The organism is Klebsiella africana (genome assembly GCF_020526085.1).
Classification (GTDB): Bacteria; Pseudomonadota; Gammaproteobacteria; order Enterobacterales; family Enterobacteriaceae; genus Klebsiella; species Klebsiella africana.
Genome location: NZ_CP084875.1, coordinates 112,723 through 129,545 on the forward strand (window position 1 = coordinate 112,723; position 16,823 = coordinate 129,545).

At 41.1% G+C, this 16,823-nt stretch carries 21 protein-coding genes; 1 reads left to right on the plus strand and 20 read right to left on the minus strand.

The window, feature by feature from the left end; translation table 11 throughout:
• Nucleotides 1-163 precede the first annotated feature (163 nt).
• Together LGL98_RS25780 and LGL98_RS25785 are read right to left on the minus strand one after the other, a co-directional pair.
• Entirely contained in the window at nt 164-1,231 is a 1,068-nt protein-coding gene (locus tag LGL98_RS25780) for a hypothetical protein (protein ID WP_004197570.1), read from the minus strand.
• 85 nt (nt 1,232-1,316) lie between these two features.
• On the minus strand, nt 1,317-1,571 hold the full coding sequence (locus tag LGL98_RS25785; RefSeq protein WP_016946352.1) for an Hha/YmoA family nucleoid-associated regulatory protein: 255 nt from the start codon (nt 1,569-1,571) through the stop codon (nt 1,317-1,319).
• 176 nt (nt 1,572-1,747) lie between these two features.
• Between LGL98_RS25785 and LGL98_RS25790 the strand changes: the two genes are divergently transcribed.
• On the plus strand, nt 1,748-2,884 hold the full coding sequence (locus LGL98_RS25790; protein WP_014386529.1) for a tyrosine-type recombinase/integrase: 1,137 nt from the start codon (nt 1,748-1,750) through the stop codon (nt 2,882-2,884).
• 65 nt (nt 2,885-2,949) lie between these two features.
• Here the strand turns inward: LGL98_RS25790 and LGL98_RS25795 are convergent, their stop codons facing one another.
• The 18 genes from LGL98_RS25795 to LGL98_RS25880 form a co-directional block, all read right to left on the minus strand.
• On the minus strand, nt 2,950-3,267 hold the full coding sequence (locus tag LGL98_RS25795) for a hypothetical protein (protein WP_004026552.1): 318 nt from the start codon (nt 3,265-3,267) through the stop codon (nt 2,950-2,952).
• A gap of 150 nt (nt 3,268-3,417) precedes the next feature.
• Complete coding sequence (locus tag LGL98_RS25800) at nt 3,418-3,741, minus strand: hypothetical protein (protein WP_226651937.1); 324 nt, start codon at nt 3,739-3,741, stop codon at nt 3,418-3,420.
• A complete protein-coding gene (locus tag LGL98_RS25805; RefSeq protein ID WP_042934801.1) occupies nt 3,738-4,496 on the minus strand; it encodes a hypothetical protein in 759 nt (252 codons plus the stop codon). The genes LGL98_RS25800 and LGL98_RS25805 overlap by 4 nt, the downstream gene beginning before the upstream one ends.
• A complete protein-coding gene (locus LGL98_RS25810; protein ID WP_060612056.1) occupies nt 4,493-5,452 on the minus strand; it encodes a DNA replication terminus site-binding protein in 960 nt (319 codons plus the stop codon). Before LGL98_RS25810 ends, LGL98_RS25805 begins: the two co-directional genes overlap by 4 nt.
• A 42-nt stretch (nt 5,453-5,494) precedes the next feature.
• Entirely contained in the window at nt 5,495-5,902 is a 408-nt protein-coding gene (locus tag LGL98_RS25815; RefSeq protein ID WP_060612059.1) for a hypothetical protein, read from the minus strand.
• A gap of 9 nt (nt 5,903-5,911) precedes the next feature.
• The gene (locus LGL98_RS25820) at nt 5,912-6,376 is read right to left on the minus strand and encodes a hypothetical protein (RefSeq protein ID WP_004181762.1); all 465 of its coding nucleotides are present in this window, start codon (nt 6,374-6,376) and stop codon (nt 5,912-5,914) included.
• A 47-nt stretch (nt 6,377-6,423) separates the two neighbouring features.
• A complete protein-coding gene (locus LGL98_RS25825; RefSeq protein ID WP_004026547.1) occupies nt 6,424-6,666 on the minus strand; it encodes a hypothetical protein in 243 nt (80 codons plus the stop codon).
• Nucleotides 6,653-7,261, minus strand: coding sequence for a hypothetical protein (locus LGL98_RS25830; protein WP_060612062.1), 609 nt, complete (start codon nt 7,259-7,261; stop codon nt 6,653-6,655). Before LGL98_RS25830 ends, LGL98_RS25825 begins: the two co-directional genes overlap by 14 nt.
• Nucleotides 7,254-7,475 (minus strand): hypothetical protein, encoded by a 222-nt coding sequence (locus tag LGL98_RS25835; protein ID WP_223175070.1) that lies wholly within the window; start codon nt 7,473-7,475, stop codon nt 7,254-7,256. The genes LGL98_RS25830 and LGL98_RS25835 overlap by 8 nt, the downstream gene beginning before the upstream one ends.
• A 141-nt stretch (nt 7,476-7,616) precedes the next feature.
• The gene (locus LGL98_RS25840) at nt 7,617-8,156 is read right to left on the minus strand and encodes a hypothetical protein (RefSeq protein WP_004181766.1); all 540 of its coding nucleotides are present in this window, start codon (nt 8,154-8,156) and stop codon (nt 7,617-7,619) included.
• A gap of 68 nt (nt 8,157-8,224) precedes the next feature.
• Nucleotides 8,225-9,469 carry a DUF7146 domain-containing protein gene (locus tag LGL98_RS25845; RefSeq protein WP_060612065.1) on the minus strand — a complete coding sequence of 415 codons (1,245 nt, stop codon included), beginning with the start codon at nt 9,467-9,469 and terminating at the stop codon, nt 8,225-8,227.
• Nucleotides 9,470-9,579: 110 nt separating this feature from the next.
• Nucleotides 9,580-9,810 carry a hypothetical protein gene (locus LGL98_RS25850; protein ID WP_004181768.1) on the minus strand — a complete coding sequence of 77 codons (231 nt, stop codon included), beginning with the start codon at nt 9,808-9,810 and terminating at the stop codon, nt 9,580-9,582.
• A gap of 71 nt (nt 9,811-9,881) precedes the next feature.
• A complete protein-coding gene (locus tag LGL98_RS25855) occupies nt 9,882-11,855 on the minus strand; it encodes a VWA domain-containing protein (protein ID WP_226651938.1) in 1,974 nt (657 codons plus the stop codon).
• A gap of 63 nt (nt 11,856-11,918) precedes the next feature.
• Nucleotides 11,919-12,995, minus strand: coding sequence for a DUF3150 domain-containing protein (locus LGL98_RS25860; RefSeq protein ID WP_004026538.1), 1,077 nt, complete (start codon nt 12,993-12,995; stop codon nt 11,919-11,921).
• Nucleotides 12,996-13,086: 91 nt separating this feature from the next.
• Nucleotides 13,087-14,139 carry an ATP-binding protein gene (locus LGL98_RS25865; RefSeq protein WP_032721068.1) on the minus strand — a complete coding sequence of 351 codons (1,053 nt, stop codon included), beginning with the start codon at nt 14,137-14,139 and terminating at the stop codon, nt 13,087-13,089.
• Between the two features lie 27 nt (nt 14,140-14,166).
• Nucleotides 14,167-14,988, minus strand: a complete 822-nt coding sequence (locus tag LGL98_RS25870) for a hypothetical protein (protein WP_004026535.1) — start codon at nt 14,986-14,988, stop codon at nt 14,167-14,169.
• 61 nt (nt 14,989-15,049) lie between these two features.
• Nucleotides 15,050-15,403, minus strand: a complete 354-nt coding sequence (locus LGL98_RS25875) for a hypothetical protein (protein WP_004181774.1) — start codon at nt 15,401-15,403, stop codon at nt 15,050-15,052.
• Nucleotides 15,404-15,549: 146 nt separating this feature from the next.
• Nucleotides 15,550-16,530 carry a hypothetical protein gene (locus tag LGL98_RS25880; protein WP_032721067.1) on the minus strand — a complete coding sequence of 327 codons (981 nt, stop codon included), beginning with the start codon at nt 16,528-16,530 and terminating at the stop codon, nt 15,550-15,552.
• Nucleotides 16,531-16,823 lie beyond the last annotated feature (293 nt).

Here is a 16,823-nt window from a genome sequence, read left to right on the forward strand (position 1 = left end):
CACGCCAGCTTTGACACTACCAGCGACTACAGTCGACATTAAAATCGCCGTGACCTGCTGCAGCGCGATATACGCCCGGCTGGCATCAAAAGAATTTTAACCAAACAGCACACATCCAGCGGTACAGGAGGCCAGGTTTAACCCGGGGCAGAAACAGATTGATCTATAGCGACTTGTTAGGATCATTTAGCAAAAACCAATCCCGAAAGGCCTGCTTGCTATCGAAGGTGGGAAGGTTATGTATGGACAAGTTCCAGTTAATGATTTTCACTATAAAAGACAAAAATTCAATTTCAGCCTCATTCAGTACACCCTCTCCTTTTTTCCGTATATAGAAGTCATACCATCGTTCGTAGGCGGCAACATTGATAGATTCAGATGCTTCCAGAAGCCGGGGGATATAATAAACCAGTTCTTCAAAGGCAATACTGCCTTGAGGGATATCAGAACGGCTCAGGCGACAAAGAAGGTTAATCGTGGCTCGAAGGTGATGCCACTGCTGTGCCGGGGAGGATGGGAGGGCGTTCATGCTTATCGGAAGTTCATGAGGAATTAAAGCAAGGATCTGATTTCCACTGGTAGACAGCTCACGCCGGTACTGGTGTAGAGTATGGTGTTTAACCTTCTTCATCATAGGATGGTAGATCCATTTTTTCGCTTCCTCAGAAACGAAAAGTAACTTTTCTATCGCATCCATCATCTTTATGCCTTCCCCATTCTCACGATATGGAGCGATGATACTTTCAATCCGAACGGCATCGATCTCCACCAGCGCCAGCTGGTCTGTTTGCGCTAACAGGTCTGGATTGGGCTGGATATCCTCCGACGTATCATTAATAAATATCCCGATTGTCGTATCGTTACATATCCCTGTGAGGTCAGCATTAAGGCCACAAACAATCCCACCACCAGCGAGATTTTTGAGGTTAACTATCCCTTTCTCCTTACCCTGCAGAAGATGAGGGAGAGCAAGGTATTTTTTTTCCTGTATTTTCACCTTTATGTATTTTTTTATATGTTGTAGTGTGAGCTCACTACAAACCCCTTTTACTTCTGTGCTGTGGCTAAAATGCCATTTTTTATTTTGACCCTGTTTGGCAATCAGGGAGGTCCCACAGATGAGGCAGATACAGTTACACGAAAGCCCATTTTCAACGCTGGCGATATCAACAATTTTATTTGAATCCGTATCAAATCCAAACGGGATCCATTTTTGTGCATTACGTCGCATGTATATTCCTCGTTAAAAATGAGTAAAGGAATTCTACATCATCCGTTTTTATCAAACCTGGAATAACAGCGTCTAATTACATTATTCATATCTCATCGGGGATGAGATGCCACACGGAAGCAGGTATTTTGTCATAGTTTTTTTTCATGTAGATCTCAGCCCTGCGGTGATCATAAGCTCCGTTCAGGCTGGTTATCTTATTTATATCCCCACCTTCATCATTTAATTTATCCAGGATACGCTCGAACACTCGGTCAAGGGTTTCAGTCGTACTGCACTTTCTGAACTTCAGGAGATAGGTTTCTCTCAGGCTACTGTGCGCATTTGGGCTTTTCAACAACGACGCTCCGGGGCATGTTCAAGAACACTGGGTATTTTCGAAAACAGTAAACGAAGTTCCACGCACAGGCAAGAGAAGCAATTTGATTAATTCACGTTCTGCCTGGATTTGAAAAAAAACAATGTTACTATACTGGTTATAAAAACAGTATCAGTGAAAAGACATGAGATCTTCCCATGACAGATAAAACCAAACTGGTTGCTATCTCACGAACCGATGACATGAGTGCTCTGGATGCACTCAAGCTGTTGCGGTTTCGCCGGTACAATACGGCCAGAAGTCAGTTAAGGGTCACGAGTGTCTGGTCTGCATGGTGCGCCAGGCACGGTCTGACCCCCTTCCCCGTCACAGCGGTTGATGTCGAGCGCTATATTAATGGGCTGAATGGATCCGTTAAAATGGCGACCATCTCTCATTTTATTGCATGCCTTTCAAGCGTAAACAGCAGCCTGGGTTTTCCAGACTTCCGCAACGTTCTGATAAAAGCACTGGTTCAGGTATGGCGGGCGCGGGAGAATGAGAAAAAAATCGTCACCGGTCAGGCCCTTCCATTTCTTATATCCGATCTCAATATTCTTCGCCGGTCGCTGCATAAAAGCGACGACCTGAGAGACATACGGGACCTTGCAATGATATGGGTTGGGTTTGAAACTCTTCTGCGTAACGTGGAAATTCGAAGGATTAAAACCGGCGACCTGAAATGGCAAAATGACACGTCCTGTTACCTTCTGGACGTCATGCGGACCAAGACAAGCCTTTCAAGTAACCTGACATTTCAGCTCTCACCACAATGCAGTCAGCATGTCAGACGGTTGATTGAGACGGTGGAATACACCGATACCGAAACCTTCGGGCACCGTTTTCTTTTTCAGCCTGTAAACATCCATACAAACCGATATTTCCCGTCCACCAGCAGTAAGCTATCACGGGGAAAATCCATAGACAGGATGCTGGTCAAAGCAGGATTCAGTGAGGGGTTACTGACGCAGCTACAGAATGAATCAAAGGTATCACGGGAAGATGTTGGTATGCTGTCCTCTAATTCACTGAACCAGGCATTTGCACGCCTCTGGGGGATTGCCGGGAAAGTCGGCGACAGTAACCGACAGTCCGGGCGGTACCGGACATGGACAGGACACAGTGTGCGTGTGGGGGGAGCCATAGAGCTGTTTAAGGCCGGGTACTCCCTGGAAAAGATTACCGAGATGGGGAACTGGTCTGATCCAAAGATGGTCTTCCGTTATATCCGTGGATATCTTGCCAGTGAAAAAGCCATGGTAAGCTTTATGCGTAATCATCTGGACGACATATAGATTTTACTGAGAGAAACGCCAGCACTCAGCAACATGTTTCTGAGCGCTGGTCACTTATGAACTTTTCAGATATTCAGTTCTTTCAAATCTGTCACAACAAAATCCCCTTTTCCTGAAAGACTGTCAAAATCATCGAGTGTAAATTCATGGGTGTGATACCAAATGACCCTGCATGTGGGGCAGGTAACAGGTAACAAATCTTCCGCTAATTTTTCGCTGTTATGGATAACCTCACCCATCTCGTTATGTTCGACAATATAACCACTTATGCAAAGGGTTTCGTACCCATGAGCACCGGTAACAATATGGGTAGCTGTTCTCTCACGAATTTCCCCATTAATTTTAATCTGCTCTCGAGTGGTAATCGTTCTTTTATTATTCATGAAAACTCCGGATGATATTTAAAAACGGCTGACATTGCTCCCTGCTCGGAATAATTGCGAAGGCAGCCAGGAAACCGGAAAATGCGTTACCCTGTGCCTGAATCAGTTCTGGTGCGTCTCACGAAGGAAAATGAGAGGCGATATCATGGATTATCCTTTTTGAGCAACTTTTTCTTCTTTTCTTTGTTTTTTTAATCTCCGTTTTTCCCTGAAATTTGCAACGGTATAGAGAGTGACTGATGCAATGAAATTCACCAGTGCAGCAAACTCTACTGCCAGATTGATCACGGCAGGTTTGACAGGAAGCCAGAGTGAGACAAGGAGAAGAAGGAACGATGTGATACACCGTAAGGCGTGTACATTAGAGCCTCCACTCTGGTTAATCATACCCGTACCGGAACAGATTTTGTTTGTCAGATAATTTAATCCGAATGCACAAACAGCAGTTACTAACAAGAAAATCGCGTAAGTCATTTTTCCTCCAGAGGTTTTAATCTTAATTTGACCACGTTAACCAGTTTCATTATTCCCGCCTCATCCGGTACGAAAATGTAACGACATCTCGGCCATGTTGCGTGTGTAAATATCTTACCAGCGGTGTTGATATTCAGAGGCATAAGCCTTTCAGTCTTACTCAACGGCATTTTCTCTATCGGGATCAACCCTGACTTAAAACTTTTTATCATTAAGTCGAGAGGGGTTTTACAATCTTTATTGCTCATCGTTTCTGTGTAACGGATCATCCCGGCAATCGTTACCTGTATCGTTCCTATATCAGATTCGAATTTCGGCAGCACCGGCCAGTAAGGAATTTCAAAATCCACACTGGTAAGCGCCTGTTCGTAACCCTGCTCATTTGTTTCTGCAACCGTTTTAAGGCCTGGAAACCGGGCGTGCATAAATTTGATAATCTTTACCACATTGGGCGTGCTGGCCTGACGCTGATATATCTCTGGCAGCCATGTGGACGTGGTGGCCCATGTCGTGGTGCATGCATAAGTTTTTTGCTCCATATGCCATAAAATAGAGGTGTCAGCCAGGAAGTGATGAACAGTCAACAGCTCGGCCAGCAGCCGATCTTCATCTGGATGTGTTATGGCATTTTTGAAACAAACCTGTACACGGAAACGTTCTTTTGCAGACAGAAAAGTGTTTCCCCTACTGACGGCCACTTTGTATAACCTCCTGGCCGGATCAGCTTCACAAATCCCGGTTAAAATCCGGCTCATTTTGACTCCCTGATGACTTCCACCAGCCCTATACGGGGCAGGACAGAACGATATTTTTCATTAAAATCGCCGCGCTTATGCCTTTCACCTTTTACGTAATTTTTTAACGGATTAAACCGGCCCGGTTCGCTGAACAAAATTAATGGTAAAGGCGCGCGAAAGTTGAGTTTGTACGGCCCATGAACATCATCTGGATCAACAGGACTGGTGTACCGGATATTGACGTTAACAGCAGGAAAGTTACTTTCCCGGATAAGCCGAAATTTTCTCAAATTTTCATCGTCATGACTCACTTCATCATTGAGCAACGACAGCATCATGATTTCTTCGGTTCGTTCCTGTTTCAGCCGTTCAACATCCTGTTTTGTCAGACTGATATCCGGCTGGAGCTCAGTTATCTCCCTGCGTAAGCGGTCGATAACCGTTTCCAGCCGGGTAAATTTATGAATGACAGGGATTTGCCAGGTGAACCCCAGGGAGCGAATTTGCTCAGTAACGATCCGGATATTACGGGACACCTGTAAAGTCACCAGCCACGGGTAAACCTGGTGCAGAATTTCTGACCGGGAGTCCTGGTAATGAGTGATAGCTTTTACAGCATCAGCAAATTTGTCACGAAGCCGGTTGATTTCGCCCACCAGCGACATCACCTGATCATGATTGTTTCTGACCACAACGAACCCGGGATATTTTCGGGTGATTTTGGTTGAATAATGCTCATCCCTGACATGGACTTTATCAACCCGCTGCTGCCGGTAAATATCCACCAGGGTGTCGACGTCGGGTACCGAATGAGTCACATTGATTTCCTGTGGAGGATTCAACTCCTCAACACTACGGGGCTCCGGGAGCGTGGCAAGGTAAGATGAGCCGATATCGCTGTGACGGAGTAAACTGTGCAGCTCACCGAGTTTGCGTAGTTGCTCTTCGTTGTAATGGGCAAAATCAGTATTCATATCGTCTCCCGTATCGTATTCCTGAACGTGCGACGGTAATCGTTAAACAAACGCTGGTAAAGACTTAAACGTCAGCCATACAGGCTGGCGTCGCCCGTCCCTGCATACTCTGACGAGGCGGTAACGGTTTTTCTCCATCGTGACCAGCCAGTACCCATCGGAGACAGGGCGGTCGAGAGTGACCAGTTTTAACCCGTAAAAACCCATCGAGGTAAACAAACGCCCTTCCCGCTCCCGGAAAGAGACCGTGAAGGACGGGAACAGAAGCCAGAATGCAGTGAAGAAGACATACCAGGTATACGGAACAGTCAGTTGTAGAATTTCATAGTTCCTGACGGTAGCTGTGACCAGGCCAAGGCTTAATACAGCAGCAATGCTGGCATATACTTTGAAAGACGCGCTATCGGAGTTTTTCCAGGTAATACCACTAATACAATGCACTTTGCTCATCGCCTTGCCTCAATGTAGTTGTCTGCGCACTTTCATCCGGGGAAGAATTTCTTTCTCCCACAGAGACCTTGCATTCCCATGGCCCCCCAGGAGTTGCATTGCACAAACCCTGTTAAACACGGTCACTTCTTTCCTGATTGCCTGGGTTTGGCTGTCAGTGAGCTCAATGCATTCCGGTACCAGCTGCATAACACCGTTCATCATTTCGGCCTTTATGAGGCCTGGACCGTCTTTAGGGTCGGCCTCACAGGATTCCTTTACATTAAACCCGAATGAACAAAGAAGCTGGCCCTGTGCCTTAGGCCCCATCTGGACCCCCCGGCTATCGACGGTAAAGCGGACGATCGCGTAATCCCCTCCCTGATCGCTGGTTATGTTTCTTACCAGCATGCTGACCGGAGTCATATGAAGCCAGCTGTAGATACCCAAAACAATTTCTTCTTTTAAAATCATATTCAATTTACTGGTTCTCATTTTCTAATTTATGAATATGAAAACATAAAAAAAAGCTCTGTAAAGCCCTAATCTGTAGAAAGCAAAGGTTTGGTGGCTTTTAACTTGTACTCAATAAAAATTCCGGCTGCATCTGCAGCTGTTATTTCAGACAATATGGCATCAATGATTTCCGGCTCCGTGATGTTATTGAACCCCTGCTTACGAACCATCTCTTTAACGCACTCAAAACGTCGGGCTGTTGCCGGGTCGATGACAAATGTATTTAGATGCACATCATCGCATACGCCAGACGTCTCATTTAGTTTCATGTTCACTCTCCAGATCAGGGATGAAGTCAAAGTTGTACGCAATCGCTTTTTCAGGTGATTCACCCGCGATGAGTTTTAACCAGGAGTAAGAGTCTTGCTGGTTAAGAAAAATAACGAGATACCCTTCATCCGCACTGTTTCGCTGTTTAATGAATTCAATCTCATTATCCATTCCGAAACCAAATGGCCCATGTATAACACGCGACTTCTCTGGAAGCATTGAGCTGAACATTGATACCACGACTTCCCTCAGCTCCAAATTTTGGTGCGCAATAAAAGCCACTCTTTTACCTTCCTTAACGGAAGCTACAATTCGTTTAACACTCGACTTCACGTTATAGCGATACACAATCAACCGGAGCCGGGTCATGCAGAGGAAAATAATACATACGCAGCTGACAAGAGCCCCATAAGCTGAGCCTTCAATGAACCAGTTAAGGAATCCCAAAACAACCAGTCCCAAAAAAGTGACTATACTCAACAGGAAAATATAAAAGTTAATTTTACGGTCTTTTGGATACCAGGTTGATGCAACGGCTATGATAGCCATTACGCCGACTAATGCATACATTGAAAGATCAAACGGGTTACTCATCGATAGTCTCGCAATCGTGCCCAGGGCAGCCCTTGACAGGTGAAAATTCAGGGCATTCTTGAGTAGTTATAAGTCGCTCACCGGCGTTAAAACGTATTTGTAAGTCACTACGTAAAGCTTCTGCATTCTCCCCCCCCAAAAGGTAGAGCAGAAACTCATCATCAGCCAAAAGTAACTTTTCCAGGTCATAGCACTCGTGTTTGTAGTCCATCATTCCTCCTTGAGACTATTAAATCACAGAGGAAAGACAAATTTTCTGTACTAAAGGGCTAAATCTGGAAGATCAAGTAAATTTTTTGGCAAAAAAAAAGCGCATAAAATATGCGCTCTTTTTTTAATAGACAACAATGGGTAATTAGTTCATACGGAGCATATGGTTCTCAACTCTTGCTATGAAGTTACTCATTGAGGGAAGGTTTAACTCGTCTCCTATGCGTTTACAGTCAAAAAGTGACTTTGCAGGGGAAAAGTTAAAGCCTTTATTATTAACAAACTCTAAAATCTCTTTCAGATAGGAGTTTTTACTTCCGGCACTGAAGGAGTTGAGTAAAGGCCCACGATCTAAAAGTTCACCTGCTGCTTTTTTGGTCAACTTAATACCTTGTTTACTTATCATCTTACAATGATAGTACTCAAAGCTTTCACTACCTTCCCAGTCTAGAGACCTGGAGGAGTGAAACTCAGAAAGCAAAAGCAACATTGTGCCATGATCACGAACAACATATAAAAATTCAAAATTACCATTTATCAACGCTTGCTTAACTAAGCGCAAATCTATCTCTATGTCGTAGTCATACCAGGGGCTATTAACGAGAGAAGCGGAATGCTTCAGAATGAAGTGTTCCTTAACCCAGTTAAAAACCGATTCGATATCATAATCATAATAAACGTTCATAATTAGCTCTCCTAAAGTAAAAAAGGGAGAGCCCCACAGGGAGCACTCTCCCTGTATGGGTTATGAAATTATTTAATCAAGTCAAAAAATCTTTCTTCCAGTTTGCCTGGGAAAGCTTCATGACCCTTGAGCATTAATACATCATTCCAATCGACACCTTTCGCACCATCAGGTATATCCAGTTCAGGCAAATGAATCTCAACCCGGACTGTTGCTTCAGGATAGCGTTCAGCAAGTAAGGGCTCCATACGGCTCTTGAGAACACGTGCAGCGGACTCGCCAGCTGAATTACCGGTGTTTGGATTTACCCGATCTTTATCTGCCCAAATCGACAATTCAATAAATTGGCAATCAGAAGGTGGCATTAAATACTCAGGTATTTCCAGCATTTCCATAAATGTTGAACTTGAAGATGCCCAGCAAGGAATTGAAGTCGCCTCAGTTACTGATAGCGCATTCTCAATACCTTCACTAACCCCCAAAAACCATGATTTTGTTTCATCACAGTAAGTTGGTTTAAATAACTGCATCGAACCACCATTCATCTGGTAGACCGGTTTCATCATTAACTTTGGGTTTTCAACATCAGCTTTTTTAAGTCCATCATCAGTAAGATGAGTTTTATGGATAGTGCAATTGCGACCGAATTTATCGTTAAAAATAGCAACCATCGTTGGATGAAAACTGGCTGGCTTATTAGAACCGGGCCAGTATCTCATCCTAGCATTAAACCCCAGACTAGCTGGAATTTTTGTGAGCATCCGTTTTATACCGCGCCCTGATAGATATCGAGCAACCAATGAATCGGGTGTCACAAATTTTGTGTATTTATACACGGCTTCTAACTTATTTATACGACTAAGTCTCTCTTCCTCACCAATATCTGAAAAAGATTGAGCTTTTTTGTCATAAAGAACAATATTAACACGGTCGGCTTCAGTTAACTTTCTATCCTTGGAAACACCAAGCATTTCAAGAATGTTTTTTGCAGCCTGCGTTTTACTAATGCTTTTTAGTTCAGCAATTAAATCAATGCCATCAATAAAAGTATTATGGGGATAATCCTCATGAATGGCATGAACACTTTCTAGCGTCCTATCTTTAAATCTGAATTTCGTTTTGCCACTACCAGTAAACGGGCATTTGACAGAACGTGGAGCTTTTTCTAAAGCCTCCTGAAACTCAGGATAGTACGTTAATACATTACGCCATCCACCCAGCTGCTGCACATGAGATTTGACAAGGTCAAAAGTTTCTTGCGCGTACTGCATAGGGGTTTTAGCCGGTGAATTATAATTTGTAGAATGACTCATAATACTCTCCTAGCTGACATTGTGGGTTTCACAATGCCTACTGCAATGCAGATAACATTGAGAAACCCACAACGCAGAATGAAAGAAGTGCCACGAAGTGGCACAATCATTTATAAGACTTCGAAACCATTAGCAATATATTTCGCCACCAGTCTTTCAACTGCTGAATCCATTGCTTCGGAATTGTCTTCGGAAAATGTGGCATCACGAACTAATCGTTCAACCGGCATAATTCCATTAACAACTTCCCCTTCTGTGACGTATACCTTGGTTCCAATCATCCCACTGTCTAATTGACGAGAGTCAACGCGAACACGTTTAATATACTTATTACCTTTCATATGTTTGCTCCTTAAAGGCGAGCAAACATACCCATGCGGGTATATAAGCCCGCTTGGGAAGATAATAGAAGTTAAACTAGGCTTCTGATTAAATCTTTATACAAAGAATTTAATTCAGAGATATCGTTTATTTTTTTAAAATAAACACCATCAAAGCCTAGAGGTTTATCAATGCCATAACCGACACAAACAATATCTATGCCATGTTTTTTAGCATTTTTAACTGCTGAGCATACATCATCTATTGATTCAGATGGGTCACCATCAGTCGCAATAAAGATAACTTTACGTGAGAAATTCAAACGTGAGAAATATTCCACGCATGAATTAATCGCTGTCGCAGTTGGGGTATGTAATCCGCTAGAAACATTTTCATAATTTGAAAAGCAACTAGATACAGATTTATTAAAAAACTTAAGTATATCTATATAACCTTCTTTTTGAACTGGATAAACAAGATCAGCAACATCAATATTGTTCACCGATTCACAAGCAAGGGTAAATGCAAGATTTGCTTTTAAGGCTAAAACTGATACGTCATGCATTGATACAGAGATATCACGCAGGTTTATTACACCTACATCAGACCTTTTGTATCCCTCCCCGTTTTTCTTAAACACAGAAGTTGCACCCATAGGTACTTCAACAAGCTTTCTACTATGAATACGAGATCCACGATCAGTTAGCCTGTTGTTACGCCGTACAGTTTGCTTATTTAAAGAAGAAAGTAACTTTCTTAGCTCACGAGAGTGAGCTAGAGCATTATTATAGTCCTCCTCGGTCAGAGTGATAAAACCAAAACGAAAACCAAAGTTTTGAATTTCAGCATCACTGAAAGAAGATGCCATTTGAGATATGGATTTTTTTATAGCTTCATGAAAATCATGAGAATTATCCTGTTCAGCCTCTGTGTCTAGGTATTCATCAAGATCTTCAATCGCCTTTCTTAATTGCGCTGGTGAGAAACTTTGTGTTGTACGTGCAGAAGTTACAGAACCATCAGAGCCGTCAGAGCCGTCAGAGCCGTCAGAGTCATCAGAGCCGTCAGAGTCATCAGAGCTGTCAGAGTCATCAGAGCCGTCAGAGTCATCAGAGCCGTCAGAGTCATCAGAGCCGTCAGAGTCATCAGAGCCGTCAGAGTCATCAGAGCCGTCAGAGTCATCAGAGCCGTCAGAGTCATCAGAGCCGTCAGAGCCGTCAGAGCCGTCAGAGTCATCAGAGCCGTCAGAGTCATCAGAGTCATCAGAGCCGTCAGAGTCATCAGAGTCATCTAATCGGTTTTGTTCTTCTTTATCTTTTAGATCATCACGTAACTTTTCTAGTTCTTCATATAGTTTCAATCCTAACTCACATGCCATAAGAGTTGAATTAACCCCTGTGGCTTCGAGAATCAAAGAATCAAAACGGTCTTTCATGTCGAATAGAACAGTATCAGCAAGAGCAAAAAAATCATTCAATATTTCAGGAACGCCTTCTTGCCCAAGCTGATTTACACGAAGCTTGTTTAAAATATACATTTCAATGTAGGAAACGATATTAGAACCGTCACCAGTCATGTTTCCATCACTAACCATAAACGAATACATTTCAGCAAGCATTACTTTTGAAAGCGGAAACTGATTACCAGTTTTCTCTTCCATCTGAATGTCTTCGAAGAGGTTAATAGAACGATGAAGCCTCTTAAGTTTTATTTCCGCTTTTTTCTCCTCTTCTTTAGAGGAAAAACTAGCGGTTCCGTCAGGCATTATACATTCGAAGCCAGGTTGTTTTGATAAATATTCATTTTCAAAATCAACAGTAGTTTCGATTTCTGTATAACGATTATGACCACCTTCATGACATATCCAGCCGCTACATAGCTTCCAGTATTTGTCATTACTAAAGTCACCGTTTGGTAAAAAAATAGTTTTAGATCTCATGTTAATGCATGGTGTTGCATGTGGCCCCAAAAAAAGAACATTGAGTTCAGGATCAGCACCAATCACACGAGCAAGATTATCTACAGCCAACTTACTACGAATAGAATTGTTTAGCTTAATAGTCATATAGCACCCATAAAGTTAAATGGGCTCACCCATGTGGGTTTGCCCACAAGGGATTAGAAGATATCAAAAATTAAATGGAGTCGAGAAAGTTACTTTTTTCTGGACTACATCATTATTTGAGACCGGAGTTATCGAAGAATTAGATGTCTTAGCAGGAATACCATTTCCAGTAAAAGGATCAACGAAAATGGAACCAGTATTATTAGCCAAATTATCATCTAAATCGTTAAAACGATTTTTAATTTCGGCAATAAAACCTGTTACAAGATCGTCACCATCCATAATTCTGTTCAAACGATTCGTATCACTTAGCAGTAATAACCATTCGCGAAACAAACTCATGTGAAGGGGGGAATCCAAATTACCAGAAGGAAGATGGTTTAGTACGCTTTGGATAGAGTCAGCAATTTTAGTTGCACGATCATCCAAAAACATAAAACTTACAACCTTATCTTTTAAATTTGACAGTTTTTCTACGAAAGTCTGGTCAATTTTAGGTTTTGTGCAGGAAGCATAGATAGATTCAGCAGTCAGAGCAATATCCTGTATTAAACCAACTGAATAGCGGTCTCCTAAATCCTCTCCATCAATTGACATTGGTGTGAAAGGGATTGGATGGCTAATCTGGAAAAGAAACGATTTTTCGAAGTCATCTTTAGTCATTCTTAATTTTTCAATTAATTCTGCCAATTTAGGACTTCTGTCTTTTTCCATCTGAATGTATTCTTCATAACGCTCTAGAGCATTCTGAATGCCTTCCTTGAAATATTCTCGGACGGCCTCTACTTCAATCAAATACTCTTCCAACTTAGAGGTTGGCAGTATATTCATGGAGCTGAAAGGAATGCAGTATTTACGTTTGAGATTACTCAATCTTGTATGAACAGCGCTTTTAAAGTTCAAAGCCTTAGTAGAAATCCATTGGACTTCAACCTTACTCACACTCGATTGGTCCGATACTTCATCTTCATCAAGAAACTGTCGAATTTCATTCGTTCTACGGCGACCCTGACATCCTTCGACATCTACCTTAATAATAACGGCACCATCTTGTAATTCAGGATTGCGGTCGATGAAACTTTTTACAGTGTTACTGATTTGAGTGGTATCAGCAATAGCAGCGATTTTGATATTAGCCATGATATTTCTCCAGTATGCACCGGAAAAATATCTCCCAAAGGGAAAATATTTCCCGGTGGGGGGGTAGGTAAAATTTAAATAAACGTATCAATTACAATTGTGAAATTGAACGTGATACTTCTTCCGGGAAAAGTTGCTCAAGCAAAATTTCAGCTTTACTACATGCTTCAGAAGATAACTTAGACGTGAATGCAATTTTAAACCCAACAGAAATTTCTTCATCAAGGACTTTGGAGGTAGAAATCCATGAAATCAATTCACGAATATCCATCACCAGTTCGTCATCTTTCAGATTGTTAAGTTCAAAAGCAACTTTTGCAAACATTCTTAAACATGAAGGTTTCAAATCAGGAAAATGAGCCTCAGCTGCACAATACATAGCTTGTTCATCAGGTCGAATCATCGGCAATATTAAAAAACGCTTAATAAATGCAGAGTCTTGGGACTGTGATGAAGCGAAACGCATATCCTCTCCACTCATGTTAGTGTTAGCTGTACCAATAAAGCGGGTGTAGCGATTTGCATAAATCAACTCGCCACCTTCTTTACCGGTTGCCCACGGTTTACGCTCAAGCGGCATATGAAGCTTAGCTGCCGTATCTGGGTTTATTTTATCTATCTCATCAAGAAGAATGATATGCCCATCACGATAGCCTTGCACAAGGTCACTATAAACATACCGTGTATTTCCATTTTCTAGCGTTCTCATACCTTCAAGATCATCAATCGATAACTCATTGTTGATTTGTTTGATGGTGATAGGCCAGTTCAGCATATGGCTGATATATAATGCTAACTCCGTTTTACCAGATCCAGATTCTCCTTGCAGGCAGATGCCAGCAGTTACTTCATTATTTAAAAGTAACTTCACCATACGGCGTAGAGTGACCGGATTTGGACGATATTTACTGTTTAACGGAGCACGAAAAGGAGTAACTCTTTTGAAAATAGGTATAACGTCATTTTCTCCAAAACAGTCAACATTAAAGTGCTCGTTTGCACGGACAATAATGTATTCCTCTTCATCTTGATATTCTATAGCCTTGGTTAACTCATGAGGTTCGAAATATTTAATTTCTAAGTCAGAGTTAACATTCAAAGTTAGAATATTTGCATTGTTGTTAGCAGTAGTAGCGGGTGTCATATATAACTCCGTTGGATATTTATGAAATTAAAGGTTTTTGATAATGGCTTTCGAAGTGCTGAAAAGTAATCCGTAATCAAAACCGTATACATGAGATATTACCTTACATGCATCGGAATATAACCACTCAACATAATCCACAGCTTCGGTTTTAAGAACATAAGAATCGGTATTCTGATCCAAAGTCCAGGCACCATTTTCACTTAGATTTTCAAGGATAATCATTTGCTCATCGAAAATCTTTTTAAAGAGTTTCAATCTGTCAGCTATTGACCATTTAATGATCAATGATCTCCTTGTATAACAATATCTATCATCTAAGAAATCTGACCATTTAATCGGGCCTATAATAGGATGAGAAAATGTTAAGTTGTCAGTTTCTAAAGATTTAATAAGATCTTGCCTTGACTCTCTTGAACGTATTGCAAGAAGAAGTCTTGACTTAATAAAATCAATAATTTCATCTGGGTCATATCCGAAGCGATGACACACAATTTGAAATTGTTTAGTACAATACCAATCTAACTCCAATTTTAATTTCGGTGTTAGATATCGAAACCCATTGGCATCAATTTTATAGACCATCGATTGGTCTATATGGTACTGAACGGTTACAAAAGATGACTCCATTATTTTATAGAAGAACGTACATATATGTTCATCTGTCCAAATGAAATCATCTAGCTCTTGATAATCATGGTTCGGTACTTTGTTACCATGATCTTCAACGATTGAGTTTGATTCCACAGGTATATATACCTTTTCTTTAATTCCCTCATCCTCAAAGAAGAATCTGAAACTAAGTTGGTTTTCATTCTCAATCTTTCTTAATTTACTACTTAAATGCATGATAGGTTTCTCCATAGGAGAAACCCAAATGGGATTTCTCCCAATAGGGGTTAAAAAATTATTAACGTGTTAAGAACCTTGAACCGCCGAAACCTTCAATAGGCTTAGGAGCTCGGTGAATCAATTTCTGGGCCTGGACTCTAACAACCGTCAATTCACCAGAGTGAACTTTATCAGTCACCAGACAACCAGTTATCATCAGGTTATCGCCTCGAATAATCTCTTTAAACTCCTTATCATACAGGTCTTGAGGTATTTTCACTTGGATCGATGAAACTACCATTTCTATTTTACCATTTCTTTCCATTTCCTGTTTGTTATCCAGTATTAGCATAATAGTGTCATATTCATTACGAACAATCACCTTATTAACCTCGCCGGAAACGCAAACAGTATTTATGTGATTTGTAAACATGTTAGGCCTCTTTTAAAAAATAAAAAGAGACCCAAAAGGAGTCTCTTTTTCTCCTTGTGGATGTATGATTAAACTGCAAAAGTTCGAGATGTCTAGTCCTTATTATTAAGTTCAACTTATAAAGCCACACTTAAGGAATAAGATTGTCATCTGTAATAGCTAATGAAATTCATAACACTGGCAAATCCGATATAGAGAAAAGCAAGACAAGCAGCACCCTTGAGCACTCTTGATACCGTAACATCTAACCTCTTTCCAATGCTATTATTTTCAACAGTTTTAATTTCTTGCGCTTGATTTGTTTCCATAACTGCTTTGGCTTTCAATTCATCATCTTTCAATGATGCTTCAAGCTTAAGCAATCGTGGCATTAAATCAGCAACTACAAAATCAAAACCATTAACTTTGTGAATCATCATTTCTTTAAAAGTTAAGTCATAATGCTTATCTTTAAGGCCAAACTCCTTCATCAAAGGCTTCAATTTACCATACAGATCATTGAGGTCATGATGACGAGATTCAACTGTTTCAACAAAGTGCTCACGTTTATAAAACACATGCACCTCATCAATAACCAGATCAAGCCATTTGCTTACTTTAACAGCTCCGAGTTTCATCAACTTATCTTTACCGAAGTTAAGAGTTTCTGACGTAACAATGGAGCTAATATTCAACTCAATAAACTTTTCATCAAGAGATGATAAAAAGGCATCGAGCGTTTTTTCACGTGGAATATCGGGAAACTCTTCAAGAAGTTGTTCAGCCTCATCGAGGTTGATCTCCTTAATGAAAACATCACCGACATTAACGCTGTAGATTACAGAACGTTCACAACCAACTAAATGCTTCAGTTTAGAACTTTCTTCAAGCGCCTTTAACTCGATTACGCGGCTTACAGACTCAGTCATATACCAGACGTAGGTCTTATCGTTATCGGTGCCCTTTTCTATTTTAGAGATATCACTACCAGTATTTGATGGTGGAATTTCTTCACCATAAAATGCTTTGGCATGAGCCATCAAAATTGAATCTTTTTCAATTTTTCTAGCCGCCGGGCGTGATGGTTTTGCTGATGTTGATGTTTTAGCACGAGTAGCAGTTGTAGCGTTAGTTTTAGCAGTAGTCATTTTATATACCTTTAAATTGTTAATTAATTCAATAGAACCGTATGTCAGTTCTGGTTGAAATTGGCGAATGCCGTCGTTTATCACCCTGAAGCAACAAACCGCCTGAGTTTATACTTTTCTGGCATTAGAAAGTCCGTAGAAAGTTACTTTTAAAAAGCAAATTATCTACGATTTGTTGGAACACAGATGTGAGTCATCGCACCAGCGCCATTCTTTTGTAAAGAGGCTCTGGTGTCGAAACTCAAAAATTGAGCTATCCATTTATGGATATCTTAGAAGAGATAAAGGTATTA